Genomic DNA, 20,172 nt, shown 5'->3' with positions numbered 1-20,172 from the left:
CGCGTCACCGACCCCGCACCCGACAACACTGTCACCCGAATGGCCCAACATGACGTGCCACCCACATGGGTGAAGATCAAGCTGGCTAGTGCCCCAACCGAGGCAATCTGTGAAAGGCGAACCAAATGCGCATTCGACGAATCCTCGCCGCAGTCTTCGCCACGGCAGCCCTCGCCGGACTCGGCCTCACAGGCGCCGCCACCGCCACCGCCACCGCCAGCGTCACCCCCGCCAGCGTCACCCCGGGTGAGTGCACGGACAACGGCGGAACGATCGACCGGTCGACGCCCGTGCTCCCGACCTGCAGGGGCGGTATGTATGACGGGCAGACGGTCGACTAAACCCCACTAGGCCCGTTGCGAAAGTGGATCGTCGCCCCGCAGCCACGCGTTGCGGGGCGACTCCCTCGCGAGCGTTCTCCCTCGGCTGACGGCTCAACGTACCTGGGAGGCATGACGATCGCACACGGCCCGATGAGGTCGGCGGGAGCGGCTTTGGGCTGGACCTGCCATAGGGCGAGAGATTGGGGCCCGTACGCTGGTCGCGAATCGGGCAGCCTCTAGGGCAGCAGCCTGTCCGGCCACACCCGGGACCACCTCGACGCAGTCGCTGCCGAACTCAACAGCCGCCCGCGCAAGACGCTCGGCTGGGAAACCCCGGCCGAACGCCTGTCTTAGGGGGACGGGGCGAACGCTGTCTACGAGCTCCTCGCGGTACCTTCGTGGGCTCGATGGTGGCGTTTCATCGGCCGAGCCCGACACCTGGGCAGCTAGCCAGGCAGCGGGTTCCTCCGGACGCGACCAGAATCGGCCCCTCATCCGCGTGAAATCTCTGCCCGGATCTCCATATAGGACATTTTGCGTCCTATATGGAGTCCATGCTTCCGATACCGGCGTCTTCGGCTCCGGGTAGGTGCCTCGTGCCAGGTAGTGGCGCCCTGCGTCAGTCAGCACCGCATTCCACACCCCACCGCGCCTGGATACCTTGGCCAGCCCACGGTTCTGCAGAGCCTGACAGCTGGCTTTGTAGGCCGCGGAGGCCCCTTCGGGGCATCCCTTTCCGACCCACTCCAGCACCGTGGCTTTGTCAGCGAGCTACGGGTTCTGGCACAGATCTTGGGGAGCGGTCGCGGAGGGTAACCGTGTCGTTCGATTACAGGGAAGGGGCACGAGGCCGGGTCCGTCAGCGTTCACGCATCCTGGTCCACCACCAGCCGTCCATTGCCCACTCGATGTAGTTGGGCTCCGGCAAGGTGCGGCGCTCGAATTCCTCATCGATGCGCGCGATCAGTCGACCCAAGTCCCGTTTGGCTCCGGGAGGAAGGTGCAGCATCGCCCGCTCCAGATCGTCTCGAGCGTCTTCCACCTCTATCCCAGGCGAGCAGGCCTCGGAGGCGTTCAGGTAGCGGCCAGGTTGCTTGAAGGCCCACTCGAAGCGAGAGAGCGCATTCGCGACCGCGTTAGGCCACATCTCCTGGTCTTCGACCCGGCGGATCGCTGCACGAGTTCGCGCGGAGACACCGCGGACCCTCAGGACCGGATACTGCCATCGTGGCCGCCACCGCTCTGCACGGACGGCCTTGGGACGCCTACGCGGCATCGCCCTTTCGGATCAACATGACGCCATCCTGCCACGGCTGGGCACCTGGATGGACCCCCGGTCCACACACCCGCGGCAAATCTTCCTACTTCTCGGCTCTGTGCGGGTCTTGGGGGCGTCTCGGAGTGTCACTGGAGCAGGATCATCTTGCGGAGCAGTCCGAATCCGGCTCGGCCGTGAACCGCCGCCCACCCCGCCCCGACCGGGCCCCGGAGGGCCCACGCGGACCGCCTCGGGGTCGGCGGCTCCACCACCGCCCGCGACCACTCCGCACGGCCGGCGTCCGCTGGCGGAACCGGTCCACCGGTCGCTGCCCTGGAGGGGCCGCCAAGCGGGGCTCGGCCTCGGCCTGCGCGAGCCACCGCCACACCGCCCGCTCCACACCCCCAGACGCTCCCCCGCAAGACGCACATGCCCCCGCGAAAGCCGTTCCTCGGCCCGCAGCCGCAACAACCGCGGCTCATCACTCCGCCGGGGGGCCCTCCGGCTCCTCGTTCGGCGGGGCCTTCTCCGGCTCCTCCACCGGCTTATCAGACTCAGCCGGGGCCTCCTCCGGCCTATCAGACTCCGCCGGAGTGGTCCCCGTCCCCCAGGTCGACACCGGGGGGCCCTCCGGCTCCTCGTTTTGCGGGGCCTTCTCCGGCTCCTCCACCGGCTTATCAGACTCAGCCGGGGCCTCCTCCGGCCTATCAGACTCCGCCGGAGTGGTCCCCGTCCCCCAGGTCGACACCGGGGGGCCCTCCGGCTCCTCGTTCTGCGGGGCCTTCTCCGGCTCCTCCACCGGCTTATCAGACTCCTCCAGAGAGATCCCCGTCCCCCAGGTCGGGGGGGCCTCGTAAGGGTTCGGCGGGGCCTTATCCGGCCCGTAATGCGGCGGAGGGGCATAAGGGTCTACTTCGAACGACGCGGTGGTCACCTCGGTCGTCGGAGCCGCCATCGCCGTCGTGGCGGGGACAACGACGCCTCCCGTAACCGCCGCCGCCACGATGGCCGCGACACCCAGACGGACGGAGTTCTTCCGGATCCTGCGAGTCATGGTTTTTCTCCCGCTGGTAGTGAAGAAGCGCCCACGTGGCGCCCCTCGCCTCGGTTCCAGTAGGCCGGAACCACCCCGGCGGGGTCATGCCCCGGGATTTCGGGACTTGACACCACCGGGGACGGCCGAAACCCCCGCGATGGACCGGCCTGTCCCCCTCCATGGAGAGAAGTCGCCCCCGGGCCGAAACCGGCAGGCGGGCGGCGAGGCGGGCCTCACCCGCTGCCACCAGGACGGCCAGACGGCGGGACGGCGGGCGCGACGACGCTGTCCATCCCACTCACAACGCGGAGCAGCCATCGAGGGGCCCCCAGGCGAATACTCGAGGCGGCCCATTCGCCACATTTGTAGCCCGAGTAAGGTCGGCAGACTCAGCCGACCGCCGCAGACGGCCCCTCACCGAACCGGGGAACGTCCTCCGCCGTCACGTCCAAGCGCAGCCGCCGGAAGCGCAGCGGATGCCGGAAAACGCCGCCCCGGTCGATTGCCCGGTCCGCGCTGATCTCCGCCACCAGCTCCGGGCGGACCAGAACCGCGTCCAGGGCCTCTCGCGACCCCCAGGACGCCGCGAAGCGCACGCCGGTCCACGGGTGCCCGGGGTCGGCGGCGGCCAGGTGCTCGCCGACCTGCCGGGACGCGTCCGGGCGCAGCGGTACGGTGCGGCCGACCGCGCGCAGCCGGCTGGCCTGGTCGTGGCGGCCGAGGATCAGGAGCTGCGGGCTGGTCAGGGTGCCGGTGACGGCGCCGACGATGGCTTCGGTGGTGTCTCGTCGGCGGATCTTGGTCCACCCGCGGTACGAGGGGAGATAGCGGCTGGTCAGGGGCTTGACCACGATGCCCTCCACCCCGGACACATCCGTCCAGGTCTCCAGCCACTCCCGCGCCTTGGCCAAGTCTGTCGTCATCGGGCACAGCGTCCAGGGGGCCGTCAGGGCGTGGTCGGTGAACAGCCGCTCCAGGAGAGCACGCCGCTCCGCGTACGGGAGGTGCAGCCGCTCCTGGCCGTCCAGCTGCAGGACGTCGAACGCGACAAAGTAGGCCGGCCACCGGGCGGCCAGGGCAGGGGCGCTGCGGGCGCGGGCGGCGGCCCGGCGCTGCAACGCCTCGAACGACAACCGGCCCGCTTCCACGTCCCAGACCAGCAGTTCGCCATCGAGGACCAGGCCGCGCGGCAGCTGCTGCTCGGCGGCCGCGACGAGATCAGGGAACCGGTCCTGTACCAGCGAACCGCGCCGGGTCTGCACCAGCACCCGCCCACCCGGACCGGCCGCGGTAAACAGCAGCGCCCGGTGCCCGTCCAGCTTCTGCTCATACGCCACCCCGGCGCGCAGCGCGGCCGGGCCCGGCACGGACTCGGCGGCCTGCGCCAGCATCGGCTCCACCGGTGGTCGGAGCACCATCCCGGGGCCTCCCTCACGGCTTGCCCTCTTCCAGAACCGGCCGGGCCGGCTTCGTCACGGTGGCGGCATACGCCGCTGGTCCCTGCTCCTGCTCCTCGCCGCGGCTCGCGGCCTCCGGATGCGTCACCATCCACCCCACCCCTACCCCGCCCGCCAAGGCCTCCCCCGCCGCGGGTGCGGCGGACCACAAGCAGCCCGCTGTGACTGAGCGCTTCAGTTGTCGGGGTTCGCCATCTGAAGTGCTCAGTCTGTCGGAGTCGCACCTGGGGCCGCCGGGCCTGCCTCAGCCGAGCCCGACCAATTCGGCGATCGTCCCGCCGAGCACCCGGTCGCGTACCTCGCCCGGGCTGGTGACCCGCTCCACCATCGCTCGGGCGAGGAGTGGGTCTCCGTACGGGGCGTCCGAGCCGAACAAGGTCCGGTCCGGGATCTCCTTGATGGCCAGCCGGACCGAGAAGACGATGTTGGCAGTGGACAGCTCCAGGTACATGTTCGGGGTGTCCCGGACCAGCTCGACAGTCTCCATCCAGTTCAGCCCTCCGAGCTGGCTGACCACCAGCGGAACCGTCGGATACCGGCCGGCGAGCGCTGACAGCGTTCTCAGATCGTCCGCCGTGGTCGGGGCGGATCCGTGCACGACTACGGGCAGCCGACCGTGATCGACCGCCGCCTGGAGCACCGGTTCAATCATCCCTGCCCGTCCGGGCGGCGGCGTCAGCTCGCCAATCCCGTGCAGTCCACGCCCGATGACCTCGCGTTCCACGGTCGCGGCGATTTGTTCCGGCTCCAGGTCCAGCGGTACGGAAAGGAAGCCAATGAACCGCTCCGGCCGTGCGGCGAGTGCGGCGTCCAACTCCCCCCACGCGCAGCGATACCCCTCGGCCGTGCCGGCCCGACCCCCGATGGCCTCGTGCAGGATCGCCATCTCCCGACGCAGCGAGGTAAGGTCAGCGGCCCGCTCCGGGTGTGGACGGGTGGCGAATAGCACGGCACGGTCCACCCCGGCCTCGTCCAGTAGCCCCACATGTGCCTCGACGGGGTCGTGGACGTGACTGTGTGCATCGATGATCAATGATTCACTCCCTCCTTGACGATCGGCCCGGAATGCGGCCGACCAGTCCACTGTTGCTCCCTGACACGGTGTGAAGGTCAAGTGGGAAGAGCTGGGCGATGCTGATCGGTGAGCTGTCGCGTCGCGTCGGAGTCAGCGAGCGCCTGCTGCGCTACTACGAGCGGATGGAGCTGATCCACTCAGAGCGCCGCACCAACGGCTATCGCGAGTACGACGACCAGACGGTGGAGACGGTGCGGCGCATCCGCGCCTTGCTGGCCGCGGGCCTGCCTACCCGCATAATCCGTCAGGTCCTGCCCTGCACCTTCGACGAGGCAACGCTGCGCCCCTGTCCCGGCATTCTCACCAGCCTTCGCGACCAGCTGAACGTCCTCGACCAGCGAGCCGCCGACCTGGAGACCGCGCGTAGCCTTCTGCGCCAGACGATCGCCGCCACGGAGAACTCAGCAGGCTAGGACCCGACGGCGGGCGCCCAAGTCCCGCGCATCGTTGAGTTGTCGCAGGTGAGAACCGTAGTCACCCTCTCGTCCGCCAACCGAAGCGCTCAGGGCCGCCAAGTCGGACGCTCATCCGCCAAGTGAAGCGCTCAGTCACAGATCATCCCGTAGCGGGTTTCTGGCGTATCTGGGTCATGCCCCTCACGCGGCGGCGGAAGTCTGACCAAGGAGAAGAGCCAGTCGTAGGCGCTGGAAGGGGAAGCCGTACTTCTTCTTGTCGTAGGCGCTGACGTTGGCCTTGGGGACCATGCCGAGTTCCATCGCCGCGGCCTTGAAGCTGGTACCTCCACGTCGTCCGCCTGCACGCGAGCCTGCACGGCCCGGACCACGAAGAGACCGGGCTCGCGGTACGACGCGCCTACAGTATGTGGAGGTCACTGCCAGCCCCGGACGCGGAACGCTTCGCCAAAGACCTGATCAAGGCGTTCACGGAGGTCCAGGGACCAGAGGCGCCGGCGGTCCGGCGGATCCAGGCCCGGCTGCCGCAGCAAGACAAGGCATTGCCAGCCCCTTCGGTCCAGTGACCTTGCCGAGCTGTAGGCGCCAGGTTCACCGTGGGCCCATCCTCCGAGGACGGGCCCACCTGCGTTCTCCGAGAATGAGTACCGATGTTGCCGAAGGCAGGCCTCAATGCGCTGACGTCCAACGGCCCAATGGTGAGTCGCCAGACCGCTGGGGTACGTCTGCTGTGAGGTTCCACGGCTTGTGCCCCTCGACATGGCACTCGATCCACAAGCGGACGCTGCTATCGCGGTAGTCCCTCTCCCAGCGAGGAAGCCACCAGTTACGACGCCAGCAACATCCAGGTATTGGAGGGGTGGGAAGCCGTTCGAAAGCGGCCCGGAATGTACGTCGGCTCGACGAGTGGACGCGGCCTGCGTCAAATGGTGTTCGAGGTCGCGGACCGGGCGATGAACGAGGTTCTGGCTGGCTGTGCCGCCTCCGTCGACATCACTCTGACGTCCGATGGCGGCGTGTGCGTCGCCGCCGACGGGCCGGGCGTTCCTATCGACGAGTGGCTCCCGGAGAGGTCGTATGGCGCGCCGACTCCCGCTGCAAAGGCGTTCCACTTCGAACCCGAACTCATGCTCGACACCGTAGCGACGGCAGCACTTGGCCGCGACTGCTCGGCTCTGTGCGGGTGACCGCCCCACCCACTTGCCACGATCCACCGGCACCGCCCAACTCGAAATTGTGCCGAGATAGAGAGCCTCTGCTGACCGTCGTCATGGGCCGATCGTGGCAGTCGAAGGAGAATGCGCAAACCGAACAAAACTAGGGATTAGGAATCCTGTACGCCGCGCTCGGCGCCCTGTACCTGAAACAGGGACGGACGCACGAGGCCTGCGCCGCGTACCGGTCGGCCGTGGACGCGGGACTCCCCGACGCCTGGGAAGGGCTGCTGTCGGCGATGGCGGCCCAGGCGCCCCGCGCGACTTCGGCGCAGACGGTGGGTCGGCTGCGCACGACGGGACTGCCGGCGGAGAAGTAAGCGTCTAGCCCAACCTCTACTACTGGGCTTTCGGCGAAGACACGTACTCCAGGCCGTCCGCGATGGCGGGATGGTCGCTCCCGCATGAGGGATTCAAATACTTCTCCGATGACGGCCTGGGCCCCGGGAAACCGACTGCTTCCAGTTGACACTTCGTCGGCCTGGTGATCTGGCACCTGGCTGAGGAAAGCTCTTCCGCTGCCGGTCAGTGGTCAAGCCTGAACCCCGTTCACAAGGCCATCCGGACGACGAATCCCTCTTGGCCAGTGGCGTCGTACTGCTGCCGGCGCACCTTCGACACGGCCTGCCAGGCCGGGACACGCCCCACGACGGGCCTGCCCGCCCCGGGCCTCACTGCGGACGATCTGGTGGCCGTCTTCCTCGACCTCGGACCGCACCTCCAGAGGCGAGCGCGATTAGGCGACCAAAGGACGCGACTCATGCCCTCAACAAGCATGTTTGATAGGCCTGTTGGGGAGACTGTGCCGCATGCGGATCCTGGGCGACGCTGAACTTCTCCACCGCGAGGCAATGTGGCTACGGGAGGTCGCGTCACGCACACGCGGGTACACCGCGACGTTCCCCGACCTCGCTGACAGGGAACGACGCGGCGTCCAGCTGGCTGTCCTGCACGCCTGGATCCGTAGCCGTTACCCGCTCGGTCTGCAGTTCGTGGCCAACTACATCGCCACGGTTGTCACCGCGGCCGCGATGGCGGCCGCCTCTGCGATGGCCGGCGTGGTGGCTGCCGTGTTCGCGGCAGGAACCGGAGATTCCGATCGTGCCCCCTGGTGGCTCTTCCCGACCGCGATCTGGGCCGCCCTCTGCCTCAGTACTCTCATCGTTACTTGGAACGATACGCGGGAGGTCATTTCCCTCTTCCGCCGACTCGGCATCCGAGGGATCGCCTGGCGAGTCGCGCATCCGCAGATCGCCTATTGGTTCGTACCCGGAGTGATGATCGCCGTCGTCCTGGTCGCGTCTGCGGCCTCCTGTCTGACCGTCATCACCGCGCTGTACGCGTCGGCGGGCCAGCAGTTGATCACTACTGCGGCAGGGCTCTTCGGTGCGATTCTGGGGCTGCAGGTGGGCCGCTGGATGAGTACGGTCGAAAGAGTCCTCAGCCGCAGATACCGCCAACCTCATCGATCCCGCCCCCTCGACCGCGTGCTGGTCGAGCTCACGGCGGCCACGTCGGCATGCTTCCAAGGGCGGGCCCAGTGGGGTGATCAGCGGAACATCAAGATCGTGAGAACGCGACTCGCGGTCGCCGTCGAAGCGGCCAATGACTGGGAGGTCATCCGACGCCGGACTTCGATCAAGGAACTCGCGGCACGACGCGAGGCGAGCCGCTTCCACGCCGCTCTGGCCGAGCTGATCCGTCGTCACGACCGCGCGATCACCCAGGTACGCACGGTGGAGGAGTACGACGCAATCACGGCCTCCCTGCGTACTGGTGTCCTCGCCCTCGCTGAAGGCGACCTGACGACCCTCATGCAGCACAGCACCGCCGAACCGCCGACTTCTCGCGCCGCCCGGTTCGTGCGCCGCACCGGGCCCGGCCTCGTCCTCGTCGCCTTCGCCGTGGTCATCCCGTTGCTGCCCGGTGTGGACAGCGCCACCGGGGGAGGCGTCCGCGTGCTGCTGCTGATGACGGCCGCATTGTCCCTGACCCCGGCCGGCGACGTCGCGTCCGGATCCGTCCGGTCCGCGCTTGAACGATCCCTGTTCCCCAAGGGCACTCCATAACCGTCCCGCAAAGGGCACCGCGGCACACCGTGGGCGAAGCAGAGCCCGCAGCCAACGTGCCGAAAGAGGAAGCCCGCGGACCTCACTGAGCGCGGCCCTAACCGGTGAGGCCTGTGGTGACCCCCTGCCGGTCCAGCCACAAGGACCGGTGAGTCTCCCGCGTTCAGGGCTGTGACCTGCGGTGGGGAGGTGGCGGTGAGTCACCGGTGAGTTGCGGTTCGAAGCGTTACCGTCCCGTGACCGCGCAGGGCTGGTGACGGTGAGCCGGGTGGTGAGGCGGTGGCCGTTCCGTGGAGTGCAGCACAACCAGCACCCCACGAAAGGCATCACCGATGACTCCTGTCCCCCGCCGCCGCGCATGACCGGCTCCCCGTTCGGCGGCCGCGCAGCCGCTGCGCCGCCGGGACAGGATCGCTCGATGGGGTGATCCCGTCCATCAGCCGGAATTGGCAACGCGACCGCACGGTTCCTCCGTGCGTGAGTGAAGCGAGCATGATCAGCATCGAGATTCGGGGCCACGAGAAAGCTGCGCTCGAAGCGGCGCACCGGATCTCCACCCTGCTCCTGTCCAGCGGGCCCTGTCGGCTGCGGCGTACGCCCGGCGAGGACGAAGTACAGGTTCTCGTCCACGCGGACGTCAGCAGGGGTGCTGGTGAGGGCGGCTATCTCGACCCTGAGGAGGCGGAGGGCGCAGGCTCGTTTCTGTGGTAAATCCGGAGGCCCGCACGGGTGAGTTGTCGGACGAAGGCCTGTCGGGGCGGGGGTCGGGCCCGCTAGGCCGTCTCTTCCGGATCTTCCGCCCGGGCCTGCCCGCGGAAGGCCCCGGGCGGCAGGCCGTAGGCCTCGCGGAACGCCCGGCTGAACGCGGACGCGTGCCGGAAGCCCCGCCGGGCGCCGATGACGTGCACGGGCACCTCCTGGTGCAGCGGGTCCGCCAGGTCCTGGCGTGCCCGCGCGAGCCGCTGGCCCTGCAGGAAGGCCGCGACCGTCGCCCCGTCCCCCTCCTGCTGGAACACCCGGTGGAGATAGCTGACGGAGATGTGGTGGGCGGCGGCGATCGCGGGGACGTCCAGCAGCGGATCGTCGGCGTTGTCCCGGATGAAGGCCATCACGCGGAGCGCCAGGGCGCGCCGGTGCGTCTCCGGGGTCAAGGACCGGTCCGCTTCGAGGACGCCGGCGAAGAGCGAGGCGACGAGGTCGGCCAGTACGCCGCTCAGGCGCGGGCCGTCGGCCGGCTGGTAGGACCGGCTGTCCTTGGTCACCTGGTCGAGGAAGGTGGCCAGCAGGGCCCCCATTCCCTCCCGGGCCGAGATGCGCTTGCCGATGACCCGGCCAGCGGTGTGCGGGGGCAGCGGCAGCAGCGCCTTGGGTACCTCGACCCCGATGATCTCGACGGAATGCGGGCCGGAACTGATCTCGAACGGCCGTGACGTGTCACTGGTGTGGATGTCGAACACACCGTGCACCACGGTGTCCTTGCCCAGCGTTACCGCTCCCGCCCCGCGTTTGATCAGCGAGAGGTGGAACGCCTCGGGGTCCGACCTCGCTATCAGCTTCGGTGTGCGCTGGAAGGTCAGGGGACGGCATTCCATCGGATAGACCGCGATCCCGCCGAGCGAGATGACGCGCTGGTTCACCCAGAAGTCGGCGGCGTACTCACTGCGCATCTCCATGGGCGCATGCGTCTGCGACATCAGGGCCCGCCAGCTCTCGAAACGGTCGGCGGGCGCTAGTTCCGCGCTGCGGAACGCTATCTCGGGCAGCATGATCACGGGTTTACACCGGCCGTGGCGGCCCGCGCAACAAGAGGCGGGACCCCGGGGCGCGAGCGGCGGGGCGACTCTCCGTCAAGACACTGTGCACGCCAGGCCAATGCGCGGTACTCCGGGGCTTGACAGAGTGGGCGCCGGAGGGTCGCTGAGGGGACGGGAAACCAGATATCCCGCCGACGACCGGGGCCTCTCGCGGTCCCGGCACTGAGCTGACGCCGCCCGAGGACGGGGGTTTCGGGCGGCGTCAGCTCAGTGCCGAGACCAGGCCGTCTACCCGTTTGTGGCAGCCCCGCCTGGGGCGGGGCTGCCACAAACGGGTAGTGCTGACTACTTGGCCAGCCGCTTCGCGATGCTGATTCGTGCGTGGACGTCCCCCAGTTCGGGTGTCCTCTGAGCGCAGAAGTTCAAAGGGGCGCCGTTGGGGCGCCCCTCCACTGTAGTGGTGCTGGGTCACGCGCTGCCGATTGCCGAACGTTTTACAGTCCGGCTTCGTGTAGGAAGGCCGGGCTTGCCGCCGTGTCTTTTCAGATGACTTCGATGACTGTGGACGGCGAGATGCGGTCACCGATGGTGAACCGCACGCTGGTGGGGCCCTGGGGTGTGTCGTCGGAGGCGCTGACGCAGACCCACATGACCGATCGTGATCCTTCGTCGGGGATGGCCAGGTCGACGTCGGAGAAGGTCAGTGTCTGGCTGTCGTCGGAGATGCTTCCCGCGTACGCGGTGGTGTTTCCGTCGCTGCCCCAGACGGTCAGCTGGTGATCGGGATTGTCCTGCGTACCGAACCGCATGACGGTGTCGGCCGGAAGGGCTGCGGTGACCGTTTGCAGTGGGATGGACTGCGATCCGCTGTTCTGCAGCTCCACGCCCGGGTATTTGGGTGCTCCTCCCCGTTCTGCGGTTACCGGGGTGCCGCCGGGCGAGACGGAGAAGTCCGGTGTGTCGACGATCGTCGTGGAGGGGGAGGTCTTTCCTCCGACGGTGAAGGTCAGGCTGGTGGTTCCGAGCGGGGCGTCGTGGCCGGCGCTGACGGCGACCCACATCACGGTGGTCCCGGGCAGCTCCAGGTCGACGTCCGAGAAGGCGAGCGATGTTCCGTCCTCGGACAGCGTTCCCGTGTACTGGGTGATTTCCTGGATGGCGTTCTGGACGGTCAGCTGGTAGTCGGCGAGTGTCTGCCTGCCGAAGAGCAGACCGCGGCCGTCGGGCAGGGTGACCGTCACCGACACCGGGTCGAACGCCACGCCGGCTTCGACATGTACTCCCGGGTACCCGGGCGCTCCGCCTTGGACCAGCTGGACGTCGGGCGGCCCGCCGGGCGTGACCGTGAATTCCGACCACTGCAGCACGACCTGGCCGCGGTTGCCTGCGTCGCCGACGGGAGACTGGTACAGGGGATTGTTCTTGCCGCCCGCGTGGGTGCCGTTGCCGGCCAGGGTGTGTCCGCCGGTGACTCCAGGTCCGTTCACAAAGCTGCTGCCACCACCCCCGCCACTCCATGAGGTGCCGTTGCCGCCCCAACCGAAAGCGACGCCGCCACCACCGCCCGCGTAGCCGGCGCCTCCACCCGTATTGCCGCCCCAGCCTGCACCCCCGCCTCCGCCCATACCCGGGATCGGCACCTGTCCTCCAGGAGCTCCGAAGAACGTGGTGCCGCCGCCGTTCTGGCCGGTGTTGCCGCCACGCCCCCCATGGGAACTCGACGAACCGGCCCGGGTCGGTTGAGCGAACAGTACGTCTGGGGCGCGGGCGGCTAAGGGTGCTGGCGGGTCGCCGGCTATATCAGCGCCAAGAACAAGACGGGGAAGTTCGCTCGAACTGCGGGACCCGCGGCCGGGTGGCCGCGGGTCCCGCAGGTGAGGTGGTGAGGGCTATCTCATGATGAGGGGGAGGACGGCGACGAGGAGACTCACCGCGGCGATCATCAGGGGGACGACGCGTGCGTAGCCGTATGGGATGGGCTGGAGCACGGCCATGCGGGGGCGTCTGCTGGCCTTGCCGGGCGGGGTGTGCCGGCGTGGCGGACGTCGGCGATCTCCAGGCGGGCGCGGTGGTAGAGCCAGACGTCGATCTTGTCTTGGGGTACGGCGAAGGCGTCCAGAATGGCCGCAAGGACGTTGGGCGGCGGCAGTTGGTCACCGCTCATGAGCCGGGACAGGGTGGTGCGGGAGAGGGATACGCCGTAGCCGTGGACTTCGTGACGGGCGAGCGTCGCCGCAGGGCGATGAGGCCGATCATCTCGTCGGCGGCGAGGATGGCCCCAGCTCCACTGCGCCCTCGGCGTCTCGGCCGCCCGTGCAAGGGCGCTGCAGATCTTCTCCTGGGCCTGGTCGAGGGGTAGTGGCTTGCCGGTGGTGTACGGACCGAGGCTCCGCTGTAGATGCGGGTGAGGGCGGGGGCGTTGCCGAGGGTCAGGGCGCGGAGATCGACGCCCACCGCCGGGGCGGCAGCGGGGTGTCCCTGACGGGTGCGCACACCCCGATTCACTACGCCACGGCGACCCGGCAGGCGCAGCACATCGGCTCGGACGCCTGAGAGTCGTCGTCGTTCAGGCCTTCCTGAGCAGCTGGGTCGCCGCGCGGCCGAACATGAGGCGGGCCGTCCGGTTCAGGACGCTGTCGAAGAGGCGGGGCAGGAAGCGGATGCGCAGTTCCTCCCGCCACACCACCCGGCTGTGGCCCCCCGGGCCTGGCCGGACGGCAGGACCGCGGCGAGCATCCTGGCGGCGGCGTCGACCACGAGCCGTGCGCCGCCCTCCGGCAGGGCCAGGACGCTCTCCTCCACGTAGCCGACGGTCCTCTTCCACTGGTCGGCCATGGCCTTCGACACGGGAGTGAAGCGGCTGAAGCGCAGCGGACGGGCGGTGTGCCCGGGTGGGCGGCCCGCGACCTCTTCCACGAGGGCGATCGGTACGGTCACGGCGCGCAGCTCGGCCGCGTACACCCGTCCCGCGTAGGGGAGGTGGGGCTGTGAGATCGCGAGGACGTCGCCCCGCCCGGCTTCGGTGACGTCGTCCGCGCACTCTCCGACCATGCGGCCGCCAACCACGTGCGTGACGGCCACGGCTCCGAGGGGACGGGTGGCGTAGGCGTACTCCGTGGGCAGCGCGAGGGTGCTGAGCGACACAGGACCGGCGTTGGTGCGGGTGTAGCGGAAGGAGCTGTGGGGGGCGGGCGTCTTCATGCGCAGGCTCGTCCCGTAGGCCGCCTTCAGCCAGTCGCGGGCGACGTCCACTTCGGTGGTACGGAAGCTGTGCCCGTCCGAAGGGTCGGCGTGCGACTGCTGAAGCATGGCGATGGGCGTCCTCTTCCACGGGGGCGCGGCACGGCAGGGCCGCGCGGTTCAAGCGTACGTGCTGCGGAAGCCTCGACGGGACGTCGCGGAAGAGGTCCTATCCGGCGCCCTCCTCGACGTAGCGAGGCAACTCGGCGACGAGTCTGCGCGAGGCCTCCCGCATCGCCGAACGGGTCATGCCCGCGGCGTGCGGGGAGACGGTGCAGTGGGGGTTGAGGGGCAGCGTGGAGACACGAATCACCCGCTTGTTGGAGAAGGCCTGCTGCCCGAGCGCGGCATCCGTCGGCGCGAGGATGACGGCGGCCAGGGCCAGCCCCCACACGCTCAGGCCGGGCAGCAGCGGCCAGGCCACCAGCAAGCCGAGAGCCATCGTGACCGGCAGGCCGACCACGAGCAGCCGCAGCGGCAGGAACTCCTCCAGGCGCAGGTCCCGGGCCCTGATCCCCGCCGCGTCCGCGAACAGAAGGAGCACCAGCGCGCTCTCCAGGAGCATCCGAGTGACCTCGGGATCCTTCGCCCGGTCGAGCAGGTCTAGTCCCCGCGGGCCGATCGCCAGACCGACGAGCATGAAGACCAGCGGTCCCGAGAGCACCGTCGTCGACAAACGGCGTGAGAGCGCCCCGTAGCCGGCGACCACACCCCCGGCGATCAGGACGGCAGTGGGGGCTTTCGCAGATCAGCTGGCCGATCGTCGCGATGTCCGGTTCGGGAATCATCGCTGATGAGGTTCCACCGGCACTGATGAGTGCAGAGCCGGCCGGCAGGGCCAGTAGGCGGCTCAGGACCGATGCGGGCATGGTCGGATCCGTTGATTCGACCGCCAGATAGCAGTAATTCCTGCCAAGCCCGGGCCCCCGTGCTTCCTGATCCACCCGCCGATCACACCAACCCCCGCTGGCCGGTGATCAGAACTCACGCAACTGAGACAGCGTCACCCCACGTGCGATAAAGCCCGGGAACAGCGATTCCATGCAAATCCCTCACCCCCAAGCCAGTGACCCCACCCGCTGAAAACAGCCTGCTACCAGCAATGACGTCCCAAAGCCCACTGCCTCTCACCCCATCCCCCCAAAGCCAAGAGATCGCAACCAGCCGTTGCACAGACGGCGAGGGCGAATGACAGCCCTGGGTCGGGCAGCAGCGGAAAGTGGCGAAGATCTTGCGGTCCTTCCGGCGGGCGTTCGTCCGGTTGAGACGCGGAGGGTGTGGACCGGAGCCTCCGCATGCGGTTCGCCGCCGCTGCACGTAACGCTTCGGCCCGGCTGACAGCGCCGTTGTGCACCACTTCTCAGGACTCCCGAGCTCATTGTTACCGGTCTCGCCGCGGGCCGTACGCCACGGGCAGGAGAACGCTGCCGCTACGTGTCCCAATGCCGGACTCGACCGCCTTGATGACCGAATACCGCCCTATTAGACAGCGTGGCCGATTCTGAAGCCGCGGTGTTGTCGCGGAGTTGGCACCGGGCCATGATCACTTCTCGTACAACCTGACTACCCACCCGGGAGCTGAGATGTGATAGCAAACCCCCTTCCACGGGATGAGGCTGGACGGCCTGCGGGCCGCCTTCCGGTACCTGCAACCCGGGGCCACAGTGCAGGGTTCTGGTTCCTGAGCAACGGACGTTTCTGAAACTCACCTGCAAAGCGACGCGGAGGAACTCCGGGGGGCTTTTCGTCTCGGCCCCCGCGCAGGCGGTTCTCAGCTTCTCCCGCGCTACAACATCTGCGTAGGCACGGCCGTTCATGCCGAGCGGGTCCGCCTGGCGGCACGGCTTCATGTATGTCGCCCCGCACGCCGGGCTCCGCTACTGCGCCGACGCAGACCACGCGGTCCGACACGCGTCGTCATCACCTGGCCTGATTCAGCCGACCCGGCCCGAACGGGTGGGCAGAGCGGCTCTGACCACGGCAGTCCCCGGTCGGCCGAGACAGACATGGCCATCCACCTGTCAACTGCCGACGGCCGCAGGGCCATGGCTGTCTCGCGCGTCCACTGCCTCTCCTTGTGCCGGTGTTCTACGGCTCTTCGGCGCAACGACGCAGAAGTGCGCGGCCATGACCTGATCAGCAGCTCGCCGCGTTCTCCTCCGCCGTGCCGCTCTCTCACATGCCCTGCATTCACGAAATTCCACTATCAAAGGAGTTCTTGATCTTCATGTACAAACGCTCGGGGTTTCTCGCCCTCACCACGGCGGGCGTAGTGCTGTGCACCGCTGGTCTCACGCCATCGGTCAGCCAGGCAGCCGGCAGTGCCGACGGCGAGAAGGGGTCCTACGCCGAAAAGCACGGCCTGACAGTGGACGACATCGGGCACATCAACGCACTGAACGAGAAGGCTCTGAATCTGGGTCAGCCCGGCAAGCCATCGGGAGGGTTACTGCCGAGTGCCACCGACTCCCTCAGTGCCTCCGGATCGGCTGGCGACAGGGTGACCCCTCCCGCCGAGCCGCTCGACAACATGCCTGACGCGTACCGGGCCCACGGAGACAGGGCCACTACCGGCATCAGCAACTACATACGCAAGTGGCAGCAGGCCTACAGCCACCGCGACGGCAAACCTCAGCAGATGACAGAAGAGCAGCGAGAGCAGCTGTCCTACGGGTGCGTCGGCGTCACCTGGGTCAATTCAGGCCCCTACCCGACGAACAAGCTGGCCTTCGCGTCCTTTGACGAGGACAAGTACAAGAACGCTCTGGAGACCACCGGCCCACGGCCGGGCGAGACGCGGGCCGAGTTCGAGGGGCGCATCGCCAAGCAGAGCTTCGACGAGACAAAGGGGTTCAACCGGGCTCGTGATGTGGCATCCGTCATGAACAAGGCCCTGGAGAACTCCCACGACGAGGGGGCCTATCTCAGCTACCTCAAGTCAGAGCTCACGAAAAACAACGACGCTCTGTCCAAAGAAGATATCCGTTCAAACTTTTACACAGCCCTGAGTAACACACCGGCCTTCAAGGACAGGAACGGGGGCAACTACGACCCGTCCAAGATGAAGGCGGTCATCTACTCGAAGCACTTCTGGAGCGGACAGGACCCCAGGAACCCCTCCGACAAGAGGAAGTACGGCGACCCGGACGCCTTCCGCCCCGCCCAGAACACAGGCCTGGTCGACATGTCGAAGGACAGGAACACCTCGCGTAGCCCCGCCAAGCCCGGCGAGAGCTACGTCAACTTCGACTACGGCTGGTTCGGGGACCAGAAAGAAGCAAACCCCGGCAACACCATATGGACCCACGCCAACCACTACCACTCGCCCGGCGGCGCCATGGGGCCCATGCAGGTATACGAGAGCAAGTTCCGCAGCTGGTCCAGCGGCTACACGGACTTCGACCGCGGAACCTACATCGTCACCTTCATACCCAAGAACTGGAACACCGCCCCCGCCAAGGTGAAGCAGGGCTGGCCGTAACACCCCGCCCCTCACCACGAACACGCCCTCCGCGCAACTGCCCCGCCCCACCACATGCCACATGCGGAGCGGGGCAACCCTTCGATCACCCACACCCCCAGTTCGCGGCCCGATGACCACCCGCCCGGACCGGGTGCTGCCCATCGCCCCAGGCTCCGCTATGAGCACCGAACACTCGGACAGGCAGTCCTCCGCGTCGTCGACAAGGACCAGGTGGAGCCCGTCGAGGAACCGGACCGGCGTATCCCGCCTCCCCTTTTGCCACTGACAACAGGGGAGGCGGCCGGTACCTCCGTGGGGATGACGGTCGCATCGCGGGCCGGAAGCCCGGCGGCTACCACGGCCCGGACGGACACCGGACTACCCGCCGTATGGCAGTCTCCCCCGCCGGGAACCAGCGGGAGACGGCCATACGGCGGTTGACGATGCAGGCGAAGCACGTCGGTACAGCCCTGTCGATGCGGTCCGCGTCCCCCTCCCGGCCGGTGAGGCGTTTCTGGGCAGCGCGGCGGACCGCGTCGGAGATGGTCATCACCAACCGGTAGGCCATCGCCGCGGTCGCCGCCTCCCCCAGCGCCTCGGCGAACGGCTCGGACTGAGGCGGATATCCGGACGTCATCAGCAAGGACTCCCTCGGTCGGGCGGGGTGCGGGGTCAGCGGGTGCGAGCCGGCGCGCCGGTCCGGTCCGACGGACTCTGGCCGGGGCGCGGGCGGGCCGGTACACCGCACACGGGTCCGGCTGTTGGCAGGCCACGGCCCGCGGTGCGCGTCACCCGGCCGGTACGCGTCTTCGGGCCCGTCCTCGGCGAGCGGGTGCCGGTCAGGCCGGCTACTTCCCGCAGCAGGACGACGGCCTGCGATGCGACTCTCGCCTGCGCGCGGTGCTCCTGCGCGCGGTCGGACCGCGGCAGCGGCCGGAGCCGACCCCGACGCCCTGCTCGACTCCCGCGCGTCCGCAGACTGCCTCGCCGACATCGACCCGGCCGTCACCGCCGCCGTCACCGCCGCCATCAAGGCCGCCGTGCAGGCGAACCCCCGCCTCGCCGCAGGCGCCGCACCCGCCAACCCTCATGTCAAGGAGAAACACGTTGGTGCGCACTGGGTGGATGCCCGGCGTGGTCATCGCCCACCGCATCGGGTGGGCTCAGCGGCCGGCTTCCGGACCGCGATGCGTGCCGGAATGGGGGCGGTGCGCGCTGGCCGTCCTCGCGCACCGGACGCGGCACGGTGGCGTCCTTGCGGTCGGCGTACCGTTCCATCCTGCTGCGGGCCCGGTCGGCCGCCTTCGTGAAGACGGCCTGGAGGTGGCGTAGCTGCTCGTGGGTGAACTTGACAGGGAAACCTGCAGTTGCGAGCACAGCCAGGTCCTGTCCGGCGGCCCGATGATGTCCTGGGTCTCTTTCCCCCTGGATGGCCTGAAGTGGACTGGCGCCGGGGGCGAGCTGGCCTGACACTACACCTGGCCGGACTCCCGCCGAGGATTCTGCCCGAACTGCGTTATGCAAGCGGTACGCGTGTCCAGAGATGTTGTGTCTCACGGATGGCGCGGTGCGGATGAGCCGTGCCGGGTCGACCGCTGACCGAAATGAGCAGGCCACCGTGCAAGTCCTGGCCACACCTGGTCCTGCGACAACTGTGAGACTCGTGGGGTGCCGTCGGGGGTCGGAGCCTGACCGGTGCGACAACTGGCCTCAGTTGCCTTGGAGTAGATCTGTCGGCTTTCGGCCCCGGGCGGCACTTGCTGCCGCCGGACCGGCGGGCGTGTCCCGACAGAGGAAGTTTCATCGTGATTCGTGAAGGTCACCGGGCCTGGCGTGAGGAGTCGTTGGGGTGCTCGGGCAGCTCATCACGGTGATCGTGTTCGCAGGCTGGGGTGCCGGGTTCAGTGCCAGGGTGGTGTGGGGGTGCCGTCCGGGTCCAGCCCGTACGGCCACTTCTCTTTGTACCGCTCGCGGCCGAAGGTTTCGCCGTAGTCGACGGCTTGCCAGGTGGAGAGGTCGGGGTCGTCCTGGTCCCCAGTTTTCTCTCGTGGCCGCGCGATGAAGAGCTGGTCCTGGGGGATGTGGGCGTTGGCGGCCTGCCGGACGCGGAGTTCGGCGTTCACCAGGAGCAGCCGCTCTACCAGGGGCGGGACGAAGACGGAGTCACCGCGGTCGTCCTTACGGAAGAGGGTGTAGAGGGCTTCGCTCTTCTCCCGGTGATCGGGCGTCTGGTGTACCTGCGCCACGAGCGACAGGACGTGTGGGGATCGGCGGTGGCCGGCGTCTGCGGCCTGCTGGTATAGGGCTTCGGCGCCTGCAAAGTCTCCGGCCTTCTCCTTGTTACAGGCCAGTTGGGCCAGGGCGTCAGGACTGCCTGCGTCGGCGGCGCGGTGTCGCAGGTAGTGGGCCCACTGCAACCGGTGCCTGCACTCGGCGGCATTGGTGAGGTTGCCGAGGTCGTAGGGGTCGGTGAGGTGGGCGTGGGCGGCGTGCCAGAAGGACGCGGGCGGGCAGAGCAGGAACCGGGTCATGCGCCCGTACTGGTCGAGGTAGTCGGCCAGGCGGTAGACCGGATCCGCGGTCGTGGCTGGTGCCGGTGCGCCTGGTACGCGGCGCAGGGGCCGCGTGGTGGTGCGGCGCAGAGCGGCCTGTTTGCCATGGACGGGGCGGGCGAGGTCGGCGTAGGCGGCTTCGGCCCAGTCGTCGGCAAGCTGGTCGAAGTCGTGGTCGGTGAGGTAGTCGGTGAGGAAGGCCTGCGGGAGATGGAGGCCGCCGCCTAGTAGTGCTTTGTTACCTGGTGTCGTAGGGCTGCCATGGGGCGGGTTGTTGGCAGGTTGGGCAGGTGCCGGTCCAGGTGGCGAGTAGGTGTT

General features: G+C 68.4%; 17 protein-coding genes and 2 pseudogenes. 8 read left to right on the top strand and 11 right to left on the bottom strand.

Annotated elements, in window-relative coordinates; all coding sequences use genetic code 11:
- The first annotated feature begins 125 nt into the window (after positions 1 to 125).
- A complete protein-coding gene (locus ACZ5WG_RS39885) occupies positions 126 to 341 on the top strand; it encodes a hypothetical protein (protein WP_468729551.1) in 216 nt (71 codons plus the stop codon).
- 841 nt (positions 342 to 1,182) lie between these two features.
- Here the strand turns inward: ACZ5WG_RS39885 and ACZ5WG_RS39880 are convergent.
- The 4 genes from ACZ5WG_RS39880 to ACZ5WG_RS39865 form a co-directional block, all read right to left on the bottom strand.
- On the bottom strand, positions 1,183 to 1,470 hold the full coding sequence (locus tag ACZ5WG_RS39880) for a hypothetical protein (RefSeq protein ID WP_468729302.1): 288 nt from the start codon (positions 1,468 to 1,470) through the stop codon (positions 1,183 to 1,185).
- 592 nt (positions 1,471 to 2,062) lie between these two features.
- Positions 2,063 to 2,635, bottom strand: a complete 573-nt coding sequence (locus ACZ5WG_RS39875) for a hypothetical protein (protein ID WP_468729550.1) — start codon at positions 2,633 to 2,635, stop codon at positions 2,063 to 2,065.
- Positions 2,636 to 3,006: 371 nt separating this feature from the next.
- A complete protein-coding gene (locus tag ACZ5WG_RS39870) occupies positions 3,007 to 4,035 on the bottom strand; it encodes an ATP-dependent DNA ligase (protein WP_468729549.1) in 1,029 nt (342 codons plus the stop codon).
- A gap of 283 nt (positions 4,036 to 4,318) precedes the next feature.
- Positions 4,319 to 5,158 (bottom strand): amidohydrolase family protein, encoded by an 840-nt coding sequence (locus ACZ5WG_RS39865; RefSeq protein ID WP_468729548.1) that lies wholly within the window; start codon positions 5,156 to 5,158, stop codon positions 4,319 to 4,321.
- A 47-nt stretch (positions 5,159 to 5,205) separates the two neighbouring features.
- Between ACZ5WG_RS39865 and ACZ5WG_RS39860 the strand changes: the two genes are divergently transcribed.
- The 5 genes from ACZ5WG_RS39860 (at position 5,206) to ACZ5WG_RS39840 (ending at position 9,556) form a co-directional block, all read left to right on the top strand.
- Positions 5,206 to 5,562, top strand: coding sequence for a MerR family transcriptional regulator (locus ACZ5WG_RS39860; protein WP_266846390.1), 357 nt, complete (start codon positions 5,206 to 5,208; stop codon positions 5,560 to 5,562).
- Positions 5,563 to 6,488: 926 nt separating this feature from the next.
- Positions 6,489 to 6,749: a hypothetical protein gene (locus tag ACZ5WG_RS39855; protein ID WP_468729547.1), complete on the top strand. Its 261-nt coding sequence runs from the start codon at positions 6,489 to 6,491 to the stop codon at positions 6,747 to 6,749.
- A 221-nt stretch (positions 6,750 to 6,970) separates the two neighbouring features.
- On the top strand, positions 6,971 to 7,096 hold the full coding sequence (locus ACZ5WG_RS39850; RefSeq protein WP_468729546.1) for a hypothetical protein: 126 nt from the start codon (positions 6,971 to 6,973) through the stop codon (positions 7,094 to 7,096).
- A 489-nt stretch (positions 7,097 to 7,585) separates the two neighbouring features.
- A complete protein-coding gene (locus ACZ5WG_RS39845) occupies positions 7,586 to 8,845 on the top strand; it encodes a hypothetical protein (protein WP_468729545.1) in 1,260 nt (419 codons plus the stop codon).
- Positions 8,846 to 9,337: 492 nt separating this feature from the next.
- Entirely contained in the window at positions 9,338 to 9,556 is a 219-nt protein-coding gene (locus ACZ5WG_RS39840; protein WP_468729544.1) for a hypothetical protein, read from the top strand.
- A 62-nt stretch (positions 9,557 to 9,618) separates the two neighbouring features.
- Here ACZ5WG_RS39840 and ACZ5WG_RS39835 read toward each other — a convergent pair whose 3' ends face one another.
- From ACZ5WG_RS39835 to ACZ5WG_RS39825, 3 genes are all read right to left on the bottom strand, one after another.
- Positions 9,619 to 10,611: an AraC family transcriptional regulator gene (locus tag ACZ5WG_RS39835; RefSeq protein ID WP_468729543.1), complete on the bottom strand. Its 993-nt coding sequence runs from the start codon at positions 10,609 to 10,611 to the stop codon at positions 9,619 to 9,621.
- A 530-nt stretch (positions 10,612 to 11,141) separates the two neighbouring features.
- On the bottom strand, positions 11,142 to 12,086 hold the full coding sequence (locus ACZ5WG_RS39830; protein ID WP_468729542.1) for a hypothetical protein: 945 nt from the start codon (positions 12,084 to 12,086) through the stop codon (positions 11,142 to 11,144).
- 455 nt (positions 12,087 to 12,541) lie between these two features.
- A complete protein-coding gene (locus ACZ5WG_RS39825) occupies positions 12,542 to 12,931 on the bottom strand; it encodes a helix-turn-helix domain-containing protein (protein ID WP_468729572.1) in 390 nt (129 codons plus the stop codon).
- A gap of 104 nt (positions 12,932 to 13,035) precedes the next feature.
- Here ACZ5WG_RS39825 and ACZ5WG_RS39820 point away from each other — a divergent pair.
- Positions 13,036 to 13,152: pseudogene (locus ACZ5WG_RS39820) on the top strand (XdhC/CoxI family protein); the annotation flags it as partial.
- A 72-nt stretch (positions 13,153 to 13,224) separates the two neighbouring features.
- Here the strand turns inward: ACZ5WG_RS39820 and ACZ5WG_RS39815 are convergent.
- Both ACZ5WG_RS39815 and ACZ5WG_RS39810 read right to left on the bottom strand, forming a co-directional pair.
- Positions 13,225 to 13,908, bottom strand: coding sequence for a hypothetical protein (locus tag ACZ5WG_RS39815; protein ID WP_468729541.1), 684 nt, complete (start codon positions 13,906 to 13,908; stop codon positions 13,225 to 13,227).
- 100 nt (positions 13,909 to 14,008) lie between these two features.
- Positions 14,009 to 14,548: a cation:proton antiporter domain-containing protein gene (locus ACZ5WG_RS39810; protein ID WP_468729540.1), complete on the bottom strand. Its 540-nt coding sequence runs from the start codon at positions 14,546 to 14,548 to the stop codon at positions 14,009 to 14,011.
- A 1,518-nt stretch (positions 14,549 to 16,066) separates the two neighbouring features.
- Here ACZ5WG_RS39810 and ACZ5WG_RS39805 point away from each other — a divergent pair.
- The gene (locus ACZ5WG_RS39805; RefSeq protein ID WP_468729571.1) at positions 16,067 to 17,320 is read left to right on the top strand and encodes a protein-glutamine gamma-glutamyltransferase; all 1,254 of its coding nucleotides are present in this window, start codon (positions 16,067 to 16,069) and stop codon (positions 17,318 to 17,320) included.
- A gap of 334 nt (positions 17,321 to 17,654) precedes the next feature.
- Here the strand turns inward: ACZ5WG_RS39805 and ACZ5WG_RS39800 are convergent, their stop codons facing one another.
- Together ACZ5WG_RS39800 and ACZ5WG_RS39795 are read right to left on the bottom strand one after the other, a co-directional pair.
- Positions 17,655 to 17,939 (bottom strand): hypothetical protein, encoded by a 285-nt coding sequence (locus ACZ5WG_RS39800; protein ID WP_468729539.1) that lies wholly within the window; start codon positions 17,937 to 17,939, stop codon positions 17,655 to 17,657.
- Between the two features lie 1,264 nt (positions 17,940 to 19,203).
- Positions 19,204 to 20,172: pseudogene (locus tag ACZ5WG_RS39795) on the bottom strand (hypothetical protein); the annotation flags it as partial.

Source organism: Streptomyces sp. NPDC032745 (assembly GCF_055579465.1).
This window is presented reverse-complemented; position numbering and strand designations above follow the sequence as displayed.

Bases quoted from the DNA above. Each gene is read 5' to 3' on its own strand.
- ACZ5WG_RS39885 (WP_468729551.1), top strand. From the start codon at position 126: ATGCGCATTCGACGAATCCTCGCCGCAGTCTTCGCCACGGCAGCCCTC.
- ACZ5WG_RS39880 (WP_468729302.1), bottom strand. From the start codon at position 1,470: ATGTGGCCTAACGCGGTCGCGAATGCGCTCTCTCGCTTCGAGTGGGCC.
- ACZ5WG_RS39875 (WP_468729550.1), bottom strand. From the start codon at position 2,635: ATGACTCGCAGGATCCGGAAGAACTCCGTCCGTCTGGGTGTCGCGGCC.
- ACZ5WG_RS39870 (WP_468729549.1), bottom strand. From the start codon at position 4,035: ATGGTGCTCCGACCACCGGTGGAGCCGATGCTGGCGCAGGCCGCCGAG.
- ACZ5WG_RS39860 (WP_266846390.1), top strand. From the start codon at position 5,206: ATGCTGATCGGTGAGCTGTCGCGTCGCGTCGGAGTCAGCGAGCGCCTG.
- ACZ5WG_RS39855 (WP_468729547.1), top strand. From the start codon at position 6,489: ATGGTGTTCGAGGTCGCGGACCGGGCGATGAACGAGGTTCTGGCTGGC.
- ACZ5WG_RS39845 (WP_468729545.1), top strand. From the start codon at position 7,586: ATGCGGATCCTGGGCGACGCTGAACTTCTCCACCGCGAGGCAATGTGG.
- ACZ5WG_RS39840 (WP_468729544.1), top strand. From the start codon at position 9,338: ATGATCAGCATCGAGATTCGGGGCCACGAGAAAGCTGCGCTCGAAGCG.
- ACZ5WG_RS39835 (WP_468729543.1), bottom strand. From the start codon at position 10,611: ATGCTGCCCGAGATAGCGTTCCGCAGCGCGGAACTAGCGCCCGCCGAC.
- ACZ5WG_RS39815 (WP_468729541.1), bottom strand. From the start codon at position 13,908: ATGCTTCAGCAGTCGCACGCCGACCCTTCGGACGGGCACAGCTTCCGT.
- ACZ5WG_RS39805 (WP_468729571.1), top strand. From the start codon at position 16,067: ATGTACAAACGCTCGGGGTTTCTCGCCCTCACCACGGCGGGCGTAGTG.
- ACZ5WG_RS39800 (WP_468729539.1), bottom strand. From the start codon at position 17,939: ATGACGTCCGGATATCCGCCTCAGTCCGAGCCGTTCGCCGAGGCGCTG.